This window comes from Dellaglioa sp. CoH-57-MRSF-20 (assembly GCF_056781955.1).
Map to the genome: position 1 here is coordinate 325,600 of NZ_JBXAXV010000002.1, position 19,678 is coordinate 345,277.

The following is a 19,678-nucleotide window of genomic DNA, read 5'->3' on the forward strand; positions in this document are numbered from 1 at the left end:
CCTAAAATTGTATAAAAAAAGCCCCTTACAAATAATTATGTAAGAGACGAGAATTCCCGCGGTACCACTCTAATTGATTAATATCCACTCAAAATATTCAGTTATTTCTAAAAAGTACGATTCAACTAACGCTTTTATCTAGCTTCCATCAACCTAGACTTGCTTTAAAATTAATTAGTTTACTAGCTTTTATCATCGAATTTATAGTTTGATTGTAACAAATTAATATTATAAAAGATAGTGTTTTTAGAATTTAGGTTTGCTTTTGGTGAAATATTTCTTTACGACATCCCTTGAATCTGTCAATCTTGTAACATTATCATCAAAATGAATTGATACAAAAGAATAATACACAAGATCGACTGCATATAATTGAGCAATTAAAGAAGTAGTCGCTGCACTTCTGAATTTTTTATTTTCTTCACTATCGTCATGTTCTAAAATAATATTAGCTAATTTGGCCAATGTACTTTTTTTATTATGTGTTAAAACGATAACTTTTATTTTTTGTCGATTTGCAAGATTTGCTAACTTAATTGCATCCGTATTTTCCCCTGAATTTGATATCAAGAATAAAGTTGTTCCTTCTTTTAGTTGCGATAATCCAACGGCAATTAGATGTGTATCAAGTGTTTCTATAACAGACTTACCAACTCGAATAAATTTTTGTTGGAAATCTTTAGCTACAATTTCTGATGCTCCAATTCCATACGCATAGATTATTTTTGACTCTGCAATAACCTTCGCAGCATTAACGACTTCCTCATCTAATGTTTTATTTGATTCCTCAATCGTATGTTGTATCCGCATGGTTAATTTTTGTTGTGTCGTCACTAAATCATCTTTAGGATTAATTTCCTCGAGCATTGATTTATCATCTTGGATTTCTGCTGATAATTCTAATTTTAATCCTGGAAAACCAGTATCACTAATACTTTTTCCAAATCGCGTTATTGCTGCAGTGCTGACACCTACCACCTCTGCCATACTCTGTGTACTCATTCTTATTACTTTCTGAGGGTGCTCTAAAATAAACCGTGCTATTTTTCGCTCTACCTTTGTGTATTTATCCATATTTGCTTGTATTGTGTACAAATAATTACCCATACTTCTTACCTCTTTTTATGGTATGTCTTATGCTTCTGTCTCAATCATAGCATCTTTTGGAATACCAAAAAAGAATGTTAAAATAAATCCGCCCGCATATGCCGCAAGCAATCCAAGAATATACCCAATCCAGTGTCCATTACTTATTAAAGGTATCAATGCTACCCCAGAAGGTCCTATTGCAATAGATCCAATATGACCAATCCCACCAATCACCGCTCCACCGATTCCGCCACCAAGACAAGCAGTAATCATTGGTCGTCCTAAAGGTAGTATAACCCCATAAATTAATGGTTCCCCAATTCCTAGAAATCCGACTGGTAGAGCGCCTTTAATTAAATTTGTTAATTTTTTATTTTTACGACAACGAACCCATAATGCAATTGCTGCCCCTACTTGTCCAGCTCCTGCCATTGCTAAAATTGGCAATAATAATGTTGATCCAGACTTAGCAATCATTTCAAGATGAATAGGTGTTAAAATTTGATGTAATCCTAACATTACCATTGGTAAGAAAAAAGTCCCTAAAACAAAACCAGAAAATGCACCACCAACTTCTAAGACCCAGTTAATTGATGTAACTAAAGAATTCGAAACAACCCCAGCAACTGGCATTACTAAGAAAATTGTCATCATTCCAATAACAAATAATGATATTGTCGGTGTTATAATAATATCTAAAGAATCCGGAATCCATTTATGCAATCTTTTTTCTAAAATAGCTAATACCCACACTGCAAAAATAACACCAATAATTCCACCCTGTCCAGCACTTAGTGCCTGACCGTTAAAGATATTATGGAGAGGTGCTTCAGGGGTTACCCCACTCAGCAAAGTGACAGCGCCGATAACACCACCAAGTCCTGGAGTGGCACCAAATTCACTGGCACTATTTATCCCTACATAGATAACTAAATAACTGAAAACACCATTTTTAATAACATTTAAAACTGCAATAAAATCTGTCCAGCTCGAACTTAAATCCCCTGCAACCATCATATTTCCAAGGACAGCAGCCAATCCACCAATCAATCCTGCTCCAACAAATACAGGAATTAGTGGAACAAAGATATTTGAAATTGCTTTAAGCACCTTTTTTATTGGCGTTTGCTTTTGTTTAGCTTTATGTTCTGCTTTTACTTTAGCAGCTTTGCTCTCAACCAATTCTTTATCAGTCATTTGAGTTGATTGTACTACGTTCTTCAAAGGGAAAGGTTCGCCTAATTTAACCCCTACTTGTCTTACCATTTCATCTGCAACTTTGTTGACTGTACCAGGTCCAACTACCACTTGCAAAGTATCATCTTCAACAACACCCATGACACCATCGATATTTTTCAATTTTTCAATATCTACTTTATCTTCATCCCTAATTGTCATCCTAACTCGAGTCATACAATGAATTAATTTTTCAACATTGTCTGGCCCCCCTACATTATCATAAATTTCATTTGCAATTTTTTCGATTTTTTTGTCTGCCATAATTTAACCCCTCCAAATATTTTATTTGATTGCTTCCCTAACAAAACCATGAGCCTTCTTTAATTTTTCTTTAGCTTGATTCAAATCGTTATCCGTTAGAATCATAACTATTGCAAGTTTGACATCATGTTCAGCTAATTCAAATGTTAATTTTGCTTGTTCATAACTTACTCCAGTTGCATCCATAATAATATGCTTTGATCTTTCAACTAATTTTTCATTCGTTGGTCTAACATCGACCATTAAATTTTTATATATTTTTCCAATTCCAATCATCGAAATTGTCGACAACATATTTAATACTAATTTTTGTGCCGTTCCTGATTTTAAACGAGTAGACCCAGTCAATATCTCTGGTCCCACTTCAATCTCAATAGCCGTATCAGCATGCCGTCCAATAATTGATTCCTTATTGCAAGCCAGACTTATTGTGTTCGCACCAAGATGTTTAGCGTAGTCAAGACCCCCAATAACATATGGTGTTCTACCACTTGCTGCAATTCCAACTACTGTATCTAATTTTGTTAAACAAATATTTTCCAAATCCAACTTACCCAATTCGTTTGAATCTTCGGCACCTTCAACTGCCACAGTCATTGCTTTCATACCACCAGCAATCAATCCTTGCACCATGCTAGGATTTGTTCCAAATGTTGGTACACATTCAGCAGCATCTAAGACACCTAATCTACCACTAGTTCCTGCACCCATATAAATTAAACGGCCTCCACTATTAAATGATTCAATAATTTTACTAACTGCTTCATTAATTTGCGATAACTCTTTTTCTACGCTTTTAGGAACTGTCATATCGGCTTCATTCATTATTCTTGCAACTTCAGAACATTTTAACTCATCTAAATTCATAGTTTGTTCATTTCTAGTTTCCGTTACTAATTTTGTAATATCCATATTTTATCCCTCTTTTATAATTGTATTATTAAATATTATTTTTTGTTTTGCTCCTATATAGTCAATTAAATCCAAGTCTGTCCTTTTAACTGTACCAATTTGGTTTACTTTTTTATCAATTGGTAAATTATTTTTCACTATCTGTATTTCTCCAGTATATCTCCCATATAACATATTATCTTGCGTTATAGTACCTCTCGTTCGAGCATCTTCATTATTTATTGGTTCAATAGTGAATTGATTTCTTATCCGACTTTCTTCTAACCTTACAACATCCCTAGCCACGTCAGCACGATTATGCCATGCTATATTATCAAGTTCATGCGAACTACTTTCAATATCTATTTCTATACTTTGATTAGTAAAATAGTTAACTATCTTACTAATTGTTCTTTGTGAAACTCGCGGATCACCGATATAAACGTCATCAGTATAATTATTCTCAATTAAATCTATCATTGCAGCCAATACATTGTAATTTCGATGTTTTTCTAATGTTGGTAATCCCTTTCCAATTGGCCCTCTAAATATTTTATCTCCTGCCACAAACGCCATCGTAGTAAATCCTGATTTTTTTAACCAATGATTCTTATTTTTTAACCATTCGTCATCTAATCCCGTATCTGGTCGAGGATAATAATTATGCCATGCTTCAATATTCTTAAAATTTGCATGATTATCAACTAGTTGCTTAATATCCAGCTCTGAAATCGTACTAGCATTTAATCCAATATCTATATTATTTGATAATTCAGCTATTTTTTCCATACTAATCCCATAATCAATTCTTAAACCAGTAATTCCAGCAGTTTTCAAATCAAATTCCAATAATTTTAAACTTTTTTCTGAAATATCAACCATTAATTTCAAGTTATTTTCAAGACATAAATTCCCCAAAGTTTTTAATTCATCAATAGTTTTTTTTCTATCTTCTTCAGGAATATGTAATGAAGTAAAAATACCCTTAAATCCTGATTTACGCATTACTTCAATATATTTTTTTGTATCATCGTCAATCTTATCACCTAAATAAATTGAAAAACCCAACATAATATCTCCTCCATTCATAAAAGAAAGCGTTATCATTAACTGGTTACATCATACCTTGAATGATATAAAATTACAATTAAATATATTTATTTTTTGTTTTTTTTGTTACTTTATATCTTAATTTAAAATAAAAAATCTTTCAAGAATACTTTATATAAAGTATTCTTGAAAGATTTTTTCACTGTTTTATTCAAATACAAATTGATTATTATAAAGTTCAGAATAGAATCCTTTTTGATCCAATAATTCTTGATGGTTACCTTGTTCAATAACCTTACCGTCCTTCAGAACAACAATTTTATCAGCATCTAATATTGTTTTCAAGCGATGTGCGATTACAAAACTAGTACGCCCTTGAATAACTGTATCCATTGCTTTTTGAATTTTAGCTTCTGTCACTGTATCAACATTAGAAGTCGCTTCATCCAAAATTAATAACGTAGGATTAGTTAAAATTGTTCTTGCGATACTAATTAATTGTTTTTGGCCAGTTGAAAACACAGAGTTTTCATCCGATACTGTCGTGTCATAGCCATTTTCTTGACTCATAATAAAATCATGAATATTAGCTTGCTTAGCGGCAGAAATCATATCTTCATCTGATGCTTCAGGTTTACCAAAGACAATATTATCACGAATTGTTCCTGAGAATAATACACTTTCTTGAAGAACTATCCCAACATGATCACGAAGACTTTGAAGTTCAAGATCCTTAACATTTACGCCATCAAATTCAACTGAACCACCTGTAACATCATAGAATCGATTCAATAAATTCATAATTGTTGTTTTACCTGAACCAGTTGGTCCGACTAAAGCTACCATTTCACCTTTATCAACATTAATTGATACATCATGTAAAATTTCTTTATTAGCATTATAACCAAAATTAACATTTCTTAACTTAACACCATTTGTTAGACCCGTTAATTTTTGCTTATCAGTTGAGTTGACCTCATCTGGTTCATCAAACATTTCATTCAGTCGACTAGCACCTGTAATAGCAAGTTGGAACATACTATACAATGAAGAAATTTGTGATATTGGTTGGTAAAATTGTTGTGAGTATTGAACAAACACGACAACTAGTCCTAAAGCCGTTGTACGGCCCATATCACCGTTCAGTGCTAACCAGCTACCAAAGAAGATAACAATGGCTGTATTAACCAACGAGAGGCCATTCATAACTGGGAAAAGCATCCCTGAATAGACTTGTCCTTTAAACGTTGCTTTACGAACATTTTCGTTATATGGCAAGAAACCATCAATAGCTTCTTTTTGAAGCCCGTTAGTAATTACAATTTTTTGACCACTAATTTTTTCATTAATATAGCCATTTAATTTTCCAACTTCTTTTTGTTGTATATCAACATACTTACGTGTTTTAGAAATTAAAATGACCGCAAGAAGTAACGCGATAGGCGTTGAAGCAATCGTAACCCAGGCAAGCTGAACATTCTGTTGAAACATCATAATGATAATCCCAATCATTAGAGCAATATTACTCATAATTTGTCCTAAGGCTTGATTCATTGCGTTCGAAATATTATCCAAATCACTTGTAAAACGACTTAAAATATCCCCATCTTTATGTGAATCAAAGAATCGAATTGTCATTTTTTGTAATTTTCCAAATAGCCCTTTTCGCATTCTATTTGTCGAGTTTCCTGTAATGAACGTGACAATAATATTTGAGAAAAACATTGCTACAATTGAAAAAATATAAAATAAGAATAACATCCACAATGAGCTAACAAAATTTCCTTTATCACTCACTCCTTTTGTTAAACCAATTACGTAGTCTGCCAATGCCGTAATTGCTTTTCCCATATACACAGGTGCTTTTACCTGGAAGTATGTCGATGCAATAATTGCAACAGTCATAACTGTAAAACCTAATTTATAGCTTTTCAAGTAGTGGAAGAAGAATGCCATCGATCTATTCATATCTTTCATTAGACAGTCTCCTTTCCTTTTTGAGTGTTATAAATTTCTTGATAAATTTGACTATTTTCAACGAGATCTTTATGTGTCCCCTCGCCAACTAATTTACCGTCATCCATAACAAAAATACGATCCGCATTAATCACAGATGAGATTTTTTCGGCAATAACAAATGTTGTTGTCTCTTTCAATTCATTATTTAATGCTTTTTGGACTAATTTTTCTGATTGAGCATCAAGTGCTGATGTTGAATCATCTAAAATTAAGATTTTAGGTTTACCAATAACACCACGCGTAATTGATAAACGTTGTTTTTGACCACCTGAGAAGTTAGCTGAACGTTCTTCAACCTCTGCATCATAACGTTCTGGTAATCGATTAATAAATTCTGATGCCTGAGCGATTTGACTGGCCATATCCATATCTTTCTCGTTGGCATCTTCTTTACCTTGACGTAAGTTGTCTGCGATTGTGCCAGAAAATAGGATAGCCTTTTGTAAAACAAATGCTACTGTTTTACGAAGCGATTTTTCATTAACATCCTTTAAATTCTCACCACCAACTTTGATCATTCCTTCTTGGGGATCAAATAATCGTGGAATCATTTGGGCTAAAGTTGATTTACCTGAACCAGTTGCACCAACAATTCCTATCATTTCTCCAGGTTTAACATCAAAACTAACATGTTTAAGTGTTGGTTTATCATCGCCTTCATATGAGAATGAGACATCTTCAAAACTAACAGATCCCGATAAATCTTCCTCTGGAACATCTTGGTAATAAATATCTGGTTCTTCATCTAAAATTTCGCGTAGTCGTTTAATTGAAACCATTGCACGAGCACTAAACGTCATCATCATTCCACCAATAATAATGGCAAACATGATTTGCATTAAATAATTAACAAACGAAGTAATAGCTGTAACTGTACTTGGATCTGCTTTAGCTAAATCACCTACAAAATAAATTGCGGCAACGACAGCCATATTTCCAATTAATGTAAATGCTGGAATTAAAACAGCAAATAGAGTTCCAACATAGATATTTTGTGCATTTAAATCATCTGAAACCTTATCGAAACGTTTTTCTTCATTTTTTTCTTGATTAAATGACTTAACAACACGCACACCCATCAAGTTTTCTTTGGCTAACTCATTTACTCGATCAATTAAGCCTTGCATTAACCCAAAATGGCGTCCCATGCGACCGAAAGTTAACATTGAAATACCTAACACGCAGACAATTAAAATAACAATAATCCACCATAAATCCGCAATTGTATTCATAGCTAAAATGAATGCACCGATAAATAAAATGGGCACTCGAATTAATGTCTGTAAAATTGTCATAATTAACGTTTGAATTTGGGTAATATCATTGGTTAAACGAACCACAATATTCCCTGCTTGGAATCGTTCAATATTACTGAAAGAAAATGTTTGAATCTTTCTAAAAGCAGTTTCACGAATATCTGCACTCATTGATTGTGCTACTTTTGCTGATAGAATTGTATTCACAACACCTGCCAACAATCCAATAACAGCAACTCCAATCAAGTACAAACCAAGTGTCGTGATTTTATCACCCTGGTCCTTTAAAATAGCATCAATTACTTTTTGTAACAATTTAGGTTGCCACAATGTTGAAATTGCCATGATAACCACCATGACGACTGCCCAAAAAATATCTACCCGATACTTTTTAGCATGTTTTAATAAAATATCCACTTTTTTCCCCCTCAATTCTGTCCAGTTCCATGTTTTTTTATACAAAAAAACTAATATCAGTTACTAAACTTAGCAAAAATAACGCTTAATTGCAATCATTTTGACTAATTATATTCTATTTAGTCAGTTAAAATTTACAAAAAAAAACCAAGATTAAATATCTTGGTTTCAATATAATTATCTTATTCATTTTTAAGCGGGCGACGAGAATCGAACTCGCGACATCAGCTTGGGAAGCTGGAATTTTACCACTAAACTACGCCCGCAGAACGTTGATTAGTATAGCATATTTCCGTACTTTTGTCATAACTAATTAAGCATGTTTATTTTCAGCCTTTTGTTCAAAATCTAAACGTCTCAAATTTTGTACAGCCTTCATATATGAATAAATCAGTACAATACATGACCCACCCCAGGCTAATGGATTTGCAAAACAAGCTCCTGCATACCCAAAAGCACCAGCTAAAAAGATAGCTGCAAATGATCTCATCAGTAATTCTACAACTCCAGCAACTGTTGGTACGATGCTTTGTCCCAGTCCCTGTAACGTGTATCTAATGACAAACAGTACTGACAAAAGTAAGTAAAATGACCCATTAATATTAAAATAAACCTGCGATAATGCAACAACTTTTGGTGCATTATTTCCAACAAACAGTGTAACTAATTGTTGTCCAAATAAAATAACTAAAAGACTTGCAACGATACTGAATGTTCCAGACATTAATAGACACTTTTTTACACCATCTAAAACACGACCATATTTTTTTGCGCCATAATTTTGGGCAGTAAAAGTTGCCATCCCAATTCCAAATGACATCATTGGTTGTGTTGATAATTGATCAATCTTAGACGCTGCCGTGGTACTGGCAACTGCTGTCGTTCCTAAACCGTTTAAAGCTGACTGTAGCATAATTGCACCAATCGCAATTATTGAAGCTTGAAAGGCCATTGGTAGAGCCACATAAAGGTGTTGGTTAACATCTTTCATCGTGATTTCTCTAAAATGGTGTCGACCAATATGTAAGACGGGAATTTTTCGATAAATGTAAATTAAACAGAATACAACGGAACATGATTGCGCAATAATAGTTGCAATACCAGCGCCAGCAACTCCCCAATGAAATACCAAAATAAATAATAATTCTAAACCAACATTAATAATGCTGGCAAAAATTAAAAAGTATAATGGCGTGCGACTATCCCCTAGCGCCCTAATAATATTAGATAAAATATTAAATGCCATTGAAGCAAATATTCCACCAAAAATGATACTAATAAAAGTTTGTGCATCATCAAATATTTCTGGTGGTGTCTTCATAAGTGTTAAAATATCTTTTACAAAAAACAAACTAACCGCTGTTAAAATTACCGTTGCAATTAGACTAATCAAAAGTCCCACTGCAAAGCTTTTTCTAACACCACGATAATCTTTTGCCCCAAATCGTTGTGCCGTAATAATAGATAAACCTGCAGTTAACCCTTGTGCAAATCCAATAATCAAAAATTGAATACTCCCGGTCGAACCAACTGCAGCTAGTGCATCCACGCCTAAAGTTTGTCCAACAATCAACGTATCAGAAATACTATATAATTGTTGAAATAAATTACCAACCAATAATGGTATAGTAAACATAAAAATTAATTTTGCTGGATTACCCGATGTTAACGATCGCAAATAAGACCCTTCTTTTCTTTATATTTATTTAATTCCTTTTTCATTCAATAATAAAATAAATGCTTTTTTAAAGTTAGCCCTATCCTGGTTTGAAAAGGCGCTTGGACCCTTCGTACGTTGACCTGATTTCCTTGCCATTGCACTTAAATATCTTGAATCCAACATACTATCGATATTGGTATCTGTATATTCAAATCCTTTATGATGCATCACAATCACACCTTTTGGTAATAAAAGAGAAGCTAGTCCGTAATCTTGTGTAATCACAACATCTGATTTTTCAGCTAACTTTACAATTCTATAATCTGCCGCATCTGGACCTTGATCAACATAGCTAACCGAAACATTTTCAGGATACTTTTTAGTTGAGAAATGTGGCGTACTTGTAATTAGCAACACACTGATATTCCGTAGTTCGGCTTCAGCTATAACTTCATTTTTCACAGGAGACGCATCCCCATCAATAATAATTTTCAAATTAACCACTCTCATTCCTAGTAAAAAAACTTCCAAGGAATAACCTCTTGAAAGTTTTATTTAGCTTCTGGTTTTAATAATGCATTAATTGCTGGAATTTGACCTAAGCTATCTATCGCATTACTTGGCATAACAACTGTATTTGCGTCACTCTTGGCCAATTCTTTAAAAGCCTCAATATTTTGGCTAACAAAATAACCATTACCAACTTTATTTAATGATAAATTAACTGCATCTATTCGGTATGCTTCAGCATCGGCCGTCTTTTTAACTGCTTCAGCCTTTGCTTGGGCTGAATTAACCCATGCATCATTATCAGCTTTATTTTTTAGTGCAACTGATTTACTGTAACCTTCTGCTTCAGCAACAGTAGCATCACGATTTCTAGCGGCTTTCAATAACTTATTCATTGAATCTTGAATTTCAACTGAAGGTTTTACTGTATCAATATTAATTCGATCAACATTTAATCCATAACCAGCTGTCACATTAGAAATTTCGCCAAACAAACCGCGATTAATTTCTTGCGTTCCATTCAAAACTTCATCTAACATTTTATTACCAATGATGCCACGCAAAGAGGCACGTGTATCTTGAATCATACTACGAACAGAGTCTTCATTTTTAAACACAAAATCTTGGATGTCAGTAACGTGATACTTCAATGAAATTTTAACTTCAATTTCAGCATTATCTTTTGTAATCACAACTTGTTTATCAAGATCTAAAGGTTGTTGTGCCGTACTAACACGAATTACTGAAGAAATAAATGGTTTAATAAAATGTAAGCCTGGAGCTAATGTTGTTTCATATTTTCCTAAAGTTATAACAACACCTTGATGCGGTTGTCTAATAATTCGGATAGTTGCTGGTAAAATCATGACCAATAATATAACAATAATAATAACGACTAAAAGTCCCAACATAATAATTTAACCACCTTTATATTTTTTTAACGTCTAACCCTTCAACATGTGTTTTAATGATTCGAACAACATCTCCACTTACTAATGTTTCATCACTAAAATAATGATAGTAGATACCAAAAAACTCGACCGTGCCATGAATATTTTTACTGTCAATTGTAAATTCCCGGTTAAGCAACCGCTCGTCAATAATTGATTTTCTATCCATATGAAAGCACCTCCATTTGTCATCTTTAAACGTATCTCATTTACGTCATAAAATCAATCAATTTCATTATCAAAAGTAAAATCATTTCGATCTAAAATAGTCACTTTTTCAATATGCTTTTCAATCTGTTTACTTTCAGGCGGTAATTGTAAATAATCACCATATAAACGGCTTAAAATTGCATCATATGCCCTTAAAATAGTTACCGTAAGGTTCTCAAAAGGAACTTGAATCACGGCTGCTAATTCCTTTTCTGATAGTAATTCTTTTTCATATGAGTATTGTGAAGCTAAATTTTTATATTCTGAAATGGTGTCATCTTGATTATAGGTTCTTACTAGTTCGTCTCTTTTTTCTTTATACTCTTTGGTTTTACGACTTTGATCAGGTTGTAATTTTCTAATCTTTGCGTTAATTTCAGTATCCATTAAACGATAATTGCTCAATAAAAGAATTTTCGCGTTAAGATATCGATATTTTGATTGTTGAATAGATCGTTCGACATCACCTGTTGGGACTTTATCAAAAGGAAAAATATCTACAAAAACACCTTTTCTAGCGTCATTAATATTTCTTTTCTCTTCAACATGAATAGATTCATCAAGTAGTTTTGCATATCCAAATGCATAGTTTGGATCACTTTGATCAGTTTGTAGAAAATAATAAGGCTGGCTAATCTCTTGGGGAGCGATTTGTAAGAATCGATCGTAGTCATCCCTTACCATTCCAATATCGACATCATCATCCCATGGAATAAACCCTTGATGTCTGACCGCACCTAATAAACTGCCACCAATCATAAAATACTTTATATTATTTTTTTGACAAATTTCAACGACTTCCCGGATTAAATCTAATTCTACCTTGTGTAATTCTTCAATTTTCATTTTTACCACCTTAAATCGTCTTATTCTTTCTTCAATTGTACCAAATTTAACTCTGAATACGAAAATTATTTAATTTTTATTAAGCTAATCCTTTTTCATTACTTTATTTCTTTGGCTCATGATATGCTTTAATTATTAAATAAAAGGGGTGCCTAAATGCAAGAAACCATAATTGACTTAATCGGCCAACATGGCTATCTAGGTGTTGCGTTACTGATCACCATTGAAAACATTTTCCCACCAATTCCTTCTGAAATCATTTTAACATTTGCAGGTTTTATGACGCTCTCAAGTTCTCTTACACCAATTGGTTTAATTATTTCTGCCACTATTGGGGCGACTATCGGGGCTTTAATCTTATATTCGATCGGTCGCTTTTTAAGTACAGAACGTTTAAATCAATTTTTCGCCAGTAAGTATGGTTCTTGGCTTGGTCTAAAACCTATCCATATTGAAAAAGCGACTGAATTTTTTGTAAAATATGAAAATCGTGCTATTTTCATAGGCCGTTTTGTTCCCATTGTTCGAAGTTTAATTTCTATTCCCGCTGGAATTACGAAATGTAAATTACGTTTTTTTATTCCATTAACCTTTTTTGGAACATTAATTTGGAATACTGTCCTCATTTATCTTGGGGCATTTGCTGGGAATGCTTGGGCGGAAGTTGCAGCAACAGTTGATATTTTTGCTACAGTAGTTGGTATCATCTTATTAATCGTTTCGTTCTTCGGAATCTACAAACTAATTAATTTAAATAGGAACAAAAAAAACGATTAAATTCAATTATGAATTTAATCGTTTTTTACTACTTTTATTTCTCAAAAAGTAGGATTAATCTTCCGCAACATCGATAGCTTCTAATAGAATATTCAGTTCAGAACATTCTCTTTCAAGCGATTTTTCCTCTTGGAAAAAGCTATCTCGAATTGATGATTGTTGTCTGTTTCCAATGTTACTTCTAAGATCAGCAAGTTTTTGCATCGCTGCTTGATACTCACTCATAATATCAAGTTTACACCTACTCATTAAGTTACGCCTCCGAATGATGACAACAACTTGTTGTCAGTAATAATAATTTATAATGTCTAATTTAACACTTTTTTAATAACTTGTTAACCCTTTAAATATTACCGTTATGTTACAAAATAAAAAAGACATCACAATGTGATATCCCTCTTATTTTAAGCTACTATTTTAAATGGTTATTTTTACATTAATGATTGAACATCGCGTGCAATAACTAATTCTTCATCAGTAGGTATCGCAAAAATCTTAACGGCAGACTCTGGCGTGCTAAGCATAACCTGTTCACCCATTTTTTCGTTATTTTCAGCATCAAAGCCAACACCTAAATATGCTAAATGTTCAATAACGCGACGACGTACAATCCGATCATTCTCACCAAGACCAGCAGTGAAAATAATACCATCAACCCCTTGCATTTCTGCAATGTATTGACCAATATATTTAATAATATTTTGAACATAGATTTTAACAGCTAAATCAGCACGAGGATTTTTTCCTAATTGAGCTTTAACATCACGCATATCAGGAGAAATCCCTGAAATACCAACTAGCCCAGATTCACGATTCAAAATATTAATCATTTCATCTATATCAGTAATTTTTAATTGTCTCATCATGTAAGCAACTAACGATACATCTACATCACCTGAACGTGTTGCCATGGTAATTCCAGCAAGTGGTGTAAAGCCCATTGATGTATCAATTGATTTACCACCAACTGTAGCTGTAATTGATGCTCCTGCACCTAAATGTAATGTAATTAATTTTAACTCTTTAGGGTCTTTATCAATTAGTTTTTCGGCTTCTGAGACGACATAACGAACGCTTGTCCCATGAGCACCATAACGTCTTGCGGCATATTTTTCATACCATTCATAAGGTACACTGTACATGTAACTTTCTTCTGGCATCGTCTGATGGAAGGCTGTATCAAATACAGCGACACTTACTGCATCTGGTAAGATTTCTTCAAATGCCTGGATACCTAAAAGATTAGCTGGATTATGTAATGGTGCTAATTCAGATAATTCATTAATTTTTGCAATTGTATCGGCATTTACTAATGTTGATTTTTTGAAATATTCACCACCAGCAACAACGCGATGTCCAACACCGGAAATTTCATTAAAATCAGCAATAATATCCAATTGAAGCAATAATTTAAGTAATAACTGTACACCTACTGAATGATTGTCGATATCTAATACATCTTCATATTTTTTTCCGTTACCATATTTAATCGTTAAAATTGAGTCTTTAAGTCCAATTCTTTCAATCAATCCTTTAGCAATAACAGTTTCCTCTGGCATGCTAAATAATTGGAATTTTAAACTTGAACTACCTGCGTTAATTGCAATAATTTTTGTCATATTCTTCCTCCAATAATGATTTCATTTGGTATTAATTTAATCCTTAAAAAACAATTATTTTTTTAAGTAGTATATTAAACTAATATACTACTTATAGAAAACGCATACAACACTTTCAAGCAAAAAATGGTACACAGAATTTTATTTTCTGTCTACCATTATTTTTTGCCCGAATTCTTTCATTAAACTAAGCAGTAGAACTGCCTTATCTTCACCTAAAACATTTACCCAAGTATCAAACCGTTTCTTAATTGACTCAGTCACAACTCGTTCTACTTTTGCACCCTGATCAGACAAGCGTAGGTTTATTCTTCTTCTATCAACTGTGTCTTGTTCTTGATAGATGTATCTTAATTGTTTTAGTACGTTTAATTGGCGTGCAATTGCACTCCTTGAAACATTTCTTTTTTTAGCGATATCAACCATGCTTATATCTTCAGTGCTATGGATATCTTTTAAAATCAAGAATTGTTCAAAAGATAAATTAAACTCACTAGTAGGTTGTGAAATGAATCCTTCCACATTCTTAAAAGTTCCTAAATACATACTAATATAGTCATCCATTAACTTAGTTGTTGTCATTGCTAATTCTCCTCTGCATGTTCTACCTACAGTTAAATTTAGCATAAAACGCGGTTAATTACTATATCTAATCAACTGTATCTCTATTTTTCTTTTTCAGTTGATACCGTTAATTGTTTACGATTTACAAACGTCCAAACCACACCCAGTACTACGGCTGTAACAAGTAATGCAAGCACTGAACCAATCATACCAGAACCTTGGCTATTAATTGCATATGTGAAGCCATTTAATACATGTGTAACAGGTAAGAACTCTGCAAATACTTGATAAGCATTTGATAACATCGTATTTGGAATAACTTGTCCTGTAATCACTAATTGTACGAGTAGTAATGCTAAAGATAAGAGAATACCCATTGTTCCAAGGAGTTCGTCAATTACCACACATAAAAGAGTAAAGATTATTCCCGATAAGAACGTAAAGATTACGAAACTAATTGGATGTTCAATTGTTACACTAAAGAATAATGTTAATAAGAGAACTCCTGCTGTTTGAATAACAGAAATAAATAACATTAGGAAAAGGTTCTGTAACCAGTTTTGTGATAATTCATTCTTCTTACGGTATCTGAATAAAATTAATTGAGTTACAATTGCACCGACAAATAATGATAAAACAATCACTAATGGGGCAAATGTATTTTTCAAAGTTTTAGCGAGATTGTCACTTTCAGTTTCTGTTTTAACAGGTTCAACGAATTGAGCCACATTTTTTGGAGATGAATTGATATTACCAACCTGTGATGCTCCTGCTGCTAATTTAGTATTTAATAATGTTACACCATCATTAGCTGTATCCAATCCTGATGTTACTTGTTTAGACCCATCAGCTAATTTTTGTGAGCCATCAACTAATTGAGGACTAGCAGCTGCCAATTGTGTATCACCATCTGTTAATTGTGTACTTGCCGCTTTTAATTTCGAACTTCCATCTGTCAATTGTGTACTAGCAGTTGTCAATTGTGTACCACCACTAACAAGCTTATCAGATCCTGCTTTCAATTGTGTACCACCTGAAACTAACGTTTGTGTTCCTGCCTCAAGTTGTCCACCTGCTGTAACAAGTTTTTGCGATCCTGCTCTTAAAGCAGTAACACCTGTTATTAAAGTTGGTACATTACTATTTAATTGATTAATACCATCAGTTACTTGTCCTGTTCCTGCTGTATATCCTAAGATACCAGCTGACAATTTGTTAATACTACCTGTCATGATTGAATTCTTAATTGTTGCATTAATTGTTTTTTCACTTGTAACATCAACACCAGCACCATTAACACTAGCATTTAATTTACCAGCAACTTGTGCATTAGCATTTGATGCTATCACTAATGAATCAATTTGATCACTCAAGTCTTTTGTATCACCTAAAAGACCAATCATTGAATCGCTCGTCAAGGTATCAGTATTACTCAATAATGCAGTTGCTTGTGTCGAAATTTTAGCAAATTTTTCCAACATGGCTTTAAGATCTACATCACCCATTGTTGATTTAAATTCAGCCATTAAGCCACCTACATCACTCATCACTGCCTCTAACATCGCTTTTGTATCTGTTAAATTTTTACTTACCCCAGTTATATTTGTACCAACAGTTGTTATTGCTGTATCTGTTTTTGTGATTTGTTGTAAAACAGTGTCTTTTTCTTTTTGGCTCATTGTTGTTGAGTCATTAATCATCGTACGAACCTTCTTGTTAGAAGTCGATGCCTGACCTTTAGCTAATGTCAAACTAAACATCTTTTGTGTTGTATCTGAATTAATTGCATTCATTTGAGTTTGAACAGTTGTTAATTTATCCCCTGCCGCCATCAATTTTGTTACTAATCCAGGTAATGCTTGTAATGTTTCAATTGATCCTGAAATTTCTTCAAGTTCAGCTTTTAATTCTTTTGATCCTTGCTTTGTATCTTTAATTTGTTGAATTATTTCAGGAATATGATTAATAATTTCGCTACGAGATTTTAATCTTGTTTGAATTTGAGTTACACCAGTTTTAATACCAGTTGAATATGCTGTTAAACCTGCTACCGCCATCGGTAACGATTGGCTACCTGACATACTTGCAGCTAATGTTTTCGCACCATTATTTAAATCATTCGAGTTCGAATTTAATGTAGTTGCACCAGTTGCTAACGTGCCTACACCAGCTGCTAATGTAGATCCGCCAGTTTGCAACGTAGAAAGTCCCGCATCTAATGTTTTATTCCCATCAACATATTGAGTCACACCATTTGATAAGGTTGGTGCACTAGCAACAAGTGTATTAATTCCTGAGGCTAATTGATTATTACCATTCACCAGTGTACCTACACCAGTTGTATAGGTATTTACACCATCAGCTAAAGTATCAACCCCAGTTGTATAAGTATTTAATCCTGTTTTTAATGTCTGATTACCTTTATCAAAGGTCACCATACTTGTTGCCAATGTATTTAAATTTCTAGTAACTTCTTTACTACCATTTTTTAATTTAACGGTTCCTTTATTTAACGTTTTTACACCAGTTGAGGCTTCTTTAACACCTGAACCTAATTGTTTAACGGAACCAAGTAATGCAGAATCATACGCTTTTTGGATATTAGTTAAAACTTGTGATTTCAATTGTTCTGCAACCTGTTTTGTAATCAATTGCGAAACATAGTTATTTGTATCTGATTGTTTTGTTTTTAACAAACTCACTTTTGGCGTTTCATCAAGTGCAGTTGTTGCGTTTTTTGAAAAATTACTTGGCAATGTAACTGACATTGTATAATCGCCTGAATCTAAATGTTTTTTCGCAGTTTCTGCGCTAACAAACTCCCATTTGGCTTGTTTATTGGTTTTAAGAATTTTAGTAACTTCCTTACCAACGTCAATTGATTTTCCATTAAATGATGCTTCTTCATCGTTATTTATAATAGCTACTTTTAAATTTCCTGTGTCCATTTGTTGCTTACTTGAAACTAACTTATAGGTTCCATATGCAATTAAACTTGGAATTAAACATGCAATTGCGATATACGCAACTGACCTCTTATTCTTTGACATAAATTCTTTGAACAAAATTATCCACCCTCTCTTTTTAGTTAATGGCATTAACGATTATTCGTTCCGTTAACCTCATTAACGATATTATGACTATATGTGTTTTTGATTCTTTTGTCAAATAATTTTCTAAAAAAATATCCCCACTGTCATCTAATCAACAGTGGAGATATCATTAAAATTCAATTTTTGATTAAATAGTAATACATGAATTGACCAGGAGCAATTAGGATTAACCCTGCAAATTGCATGACATAAATTAATAAGCGCGTTAAATTTTCAGTTGATACTTTACGTGTATTCATTTCTTGTCTAGAGTGTGGTTCCTCTACCTCGTCAATTTTAACTTTTTGCACTAATTTTTTATTTAATCCATTTAACTCGAGATTATATGGATAAAAAGTTAAAAAATTCAAAATTAAATAATAATTAATTAATAACCGCCAATTAGATGGACCTATCAAATTTCCAATTGCTAAAAGAATAATTAAAGACGCTAATCCCTTTAACAAGGAAATTGAATAATATTTAAATCGTTTCACAATAACCCTCCAGGAATTTCGCTTAATTTTAGAATATCATAGTTACTTAAAAACATTGATGCTCAGTAAGAATCTTTACTATTTATTAACCATTAATTTAAAAAATCTGTTTTACCATGCTAAACTACTTTTTATAAAGTTAGTCATCTGGATGGCACCACTACACATACGAAATTCTCTCTAAGATCAGCTAACATGTCACAACATTTATTCATTTAAAAAAAATAAGCCTTTCCCAAATATTAAGTTCCTCAAAAATTAGGTTACTTATACCTAACTTTTGTGAATTCTTTAATTTAAGATATAGACTTTTAATGCAACATTAATTATCTAATAATAACAGCTTATTGACTCTTATTCTTGAACGATTCACAGCAATCATTGTTACAACATAAAGTGTTACAAAATAACTCGTTTCTATTGTTGTTCCAATAAAAGCGCAAACGAGAGCTAAAAAGAACATTCCATTGCCAAGGACTTGCCATTTTCGTTTCTCAATTGCGTAGTCTGCTAATATTTTAGTCTCTTCAGGACCTAGTGAGTCCACAGTTCTAACATTAGCTTGACGCACTTTAGTTAATTGTAGAGACAACTTAACATTATAAATAATCAAAATTGCCATAACTAAATATAAACCTATTTCCACCAGTACCCCTTCTCTCTTTTAATCTAATATGACTATTTTTTAATTCATTTTTACTTTATACTGAGTTAGTCCTATAAATAATAAA

Annotated in this window: 18 protein-coding genes and 1 tRNA gene; 1 reads left to right on the forward strand and 18 read right to left on the reverse strand. The window is 32.9% G+C overall.

All coding sequences use genetic code 11. The features are described 5' to 3' along the window. Nucleotides 1–246: 246 nt before the first annotated feature. The 12 genes from AC1RPN_RS03435 to AC1RPN_RS03490 all read right to left on the reverse strand — a co-directional run bounded on the left by AC1RPN_RS03435 (nucleotide 247) and on the right by AC1RPN_RS03490 (nucleotide 12,398). Nucleotides 247–1,107: a MurR/RpiR family transcriptional regulator gene (locus AC1RPN_RS03435; protein WP_481761179.1), complete on the reverse strand. Its 861-nt coding sequence runs from the start codon at nucleotides 1,105–1,107 to the stop codon at nucleotides 247–249. 27 nt (nucleotides 1,108–1,134) lie between these two features. Beyond that, nucleotides 1,135–2,589, reverse strand: coding sequence for a PTS transporter subunit EIIC (locus AC1RPN_RS03440; RefSeq protein WP_481761178.1), 1,455 nt, complete (start codon nucleotides 2,587–2,589; stop codon nucleotides 1,135–1,137). A 21-nt stretch (nucleotides 2,590–2,610) separates the two neighbouring features. Continuing rightward, the gene (gene murQ / locus AC1RPN_RS03445; protein WP_481761177.1) at nucleotides 2,611–3,501 is read right to left on the reverse strand and encodes an N-acetylmuramic acid 6-phosphate etherase; all 891 of its coding nucleotides are present in this window, start codon (nucleotides 3,499–3,501) and stop codon (nucleotides 2,611–2,613) included. Between the two features lie 3 nt (nucleotides 3,502–3,504). Further along, nucleotides 3,505–4,551, reverse strand: a complete 1,047-nt coding sequence (locus AC1RPN_RS03450) for a MupG family TIM beta-alpha barrel fold protein (RefSeq protein WP_481761176.1) — start codon at nucleotides 4,549–4,551, stop codon at nucleotides 3,505–3,507. 186 nt (nucleotides 4,552–4,737) lie between these two features. Further along, complete coding sequence (locus tag AC1RPN_RS03455) at nucleotides 4,738–6,507, reverse strand: ABC transporter ATP-binding protein (protein WP_481761175.1); 1,770 nt, start codon at nucleotides 6,505–6,507, stop codon at nucleotides 4,738–4,740. Further along, nucleotides 6,507–8,162 carry an ABC transporter ATP-binding protein gene (locus tag AC1RPN_RS03460; RefSeq protein ID WP_481761400.1) on the reverse strand — a complete coding sequence of 552 codons (1,656 nt, stop codon included), beginning with the start codon at nucleotides 8,160–8,162 and terminating at the stop codon, nucleotides 6,507–6,509. The genes AC1RPN_RS03455 and AC1RPN_RS03460 overlap by 1 nt, the downstream gene beginning before the upstream one ends. Before the next feature lie 255 nt (nucleotides 8,163–8,417). Then, nucleotides 8,418–8,488 (reverse strand) — tRNA-Gly (locus AC1RPN_RS03465). Between the two features lie 47 nt (nucleotides 8,489–8,535). Continuing rightward, on the reverse strand, nucleotides 8,536–9,900 hold the full coding sequence (locus AC1RPN_RS03470) for an MATE family efflux transporter (protein ID WP_481761174.1): 1,365 nt from the start codon (nucleotides 9,898–9,900) through the stop codon (nucleotides 8,536–8,538). Between the two features lie 24 nt (nucleotides 9,901–9,924). Continuing rightward, nucleotides 9,925–10,377 (reverse strand): YaiI/YqxD family protein, encoded by a 453-nt coding sequence (locus AC1RPN_RS03475; RefSeq protein WP_409022804.1) that lies wholly within the window; start codon nucleotides 10,375–10,377, stop codon nucleotides 9,925–9,927. 56 nt (nucleotides 10,378–10,433) lie between these two features. Continuing rightward, nucleotides 10,434–11,303 (reverse strand): SPFH domain-containing protein, encoded by an 870-nt coding sequence (locus tag AC1RPN_RS03480; protein WP_481761173.1) that lies wholly within the window; start codon nucleotides 11,301–11,303, stop codon nucleotides 10,434–10,436. Between the two features lie 16 nt (nucleotides 11,304–11,319). Further along, entirely contained in the window at nucleotides 11,320–11,511 is a 192-nt protein-coding gene (locus AC1RPN_RS03485) for a hypothetical protein (RefSeq protein ID WP_481761172.1), read from the reverse strand. Between the two features lie 53 nt (nucleotides 11,512–11,564). Then, nucleotides 11,565–12,398, reverse strand: a complete 834-nt coding sequence (locus AC1RPN_RS03490; protein WP_481761171.1) for a LicD family protein — start codon at nucleotides 12,396–12,398, stop codon at nucleotides 11,565–11,567. A 156-nt stretch (nucleotides 12,399–12,554) separates the two neighbouring features. Between AC1RPN_RS03490 and AC1RPN_RS03495 the strand changes: the two genes are divergently transcribed. Continuing rightward, on the forward strand, nucleotides 12,555–13,175 hold the full coding sequence (locus AC1RPN_RS03495) for a DedA family protein (RefSeq protein ID WP_481761170.1): 621 nt from the start codon (nucleotides 12,555–12,557) through the stop codon (nucleotides 13,173–13,175). A 54-nt stretch (nucleotides 13,176–13,229) separates the two neighbouring features. Here AC1RPN_RS03495 and AC1RPN_RS03500 read toward each other — a convergent pair whose 3' ends face one another. The 6 genes from AC1RPN_RS03500 to AC1RPN_RS03525 all read right to left on the reverse strand — a co-directional run bounded on the left by AC1RPN_RS03500 (nucleotide 13,230) and on the right by AC1RPN_RS03525 (nucleotide 19,593). Continuing rightward, nucleotides 13,230–13,424, reverse strand: coding sequence for a hypothetical protein (locus AC1RPN_RS03500; RefSeq protein ID WP_057973343.1), 195 nt, complete (start codon nucleotides 13,422–13,424; stop codon nucleotides 13,230–13,232). Between the two features lie 182 nt (nucleotides 13,425–13,606). Continuing rightward, nucleotides 13,607–14,794, reverse strand: coding sequence for an acetate/propionate family kinase (locus AC1RPN_RS03505; protein WP_481761169.1), 1,188 nt, complete (start codon nucleotides 14,792–14,794; stop codon nucleotides 13,607–13,609). A 141-nt stretch (nucleotides 14,795–14,935) separates the two neighbouring features. Continuing rightward, nucleotides 14,936–15,376, reverse strand: a complete 441-nt coding sequence (locus AC1RPN_RS03510) for a MarR family transcriptional regulator (protein WP_409022730.1) — start codon at nucleotides 15,374–15,376, stop codon at nucleotides 14,936–14,938. Nucleotides 15,377–15,459: 83 nt separating this feature from the next. Beyond that, nucleotides 15,460–18,423, reverse strand: coding sequence for a YhgE/Pip family protein (locus AC1RPN_RS03515; RefSeq protein ID WP_481761168.1), 2,964 nt, complete (start codon nucleotides 18,421–18,423; stop codon nucleotides 15,460–15,462). 164 nt (nucleotides 18,424–18,587) lie between these two features. Next, complete coding sequence (locus tag AC1RPN_RS03520) at nucleotides 18,588–18,947, reverse strand: hypothetical protein (RefSeq protein WP_481761167.1); 360 nt, start codon at nucleotides 18,945–18,947, stop codon at nucleotides 18,588–18,590. Between the two features lie 322 nt (nucleotides 18,948–19,269). Further along, nucleotides 19,270–19,593 (reverse strand): hypothetical protein, encoded by a 324-nt coding sequence (locus tag AC1RPN_RS03525; RefSeq protein WP_481761166.1) that lies wholly within the window; start codon nucleotides 19,591–19,593, stop codon nucleotides 19,270–19,272. Between the last annotated feature and the right edge of the window lie 85 nt (nucleotides 19,594–19,678).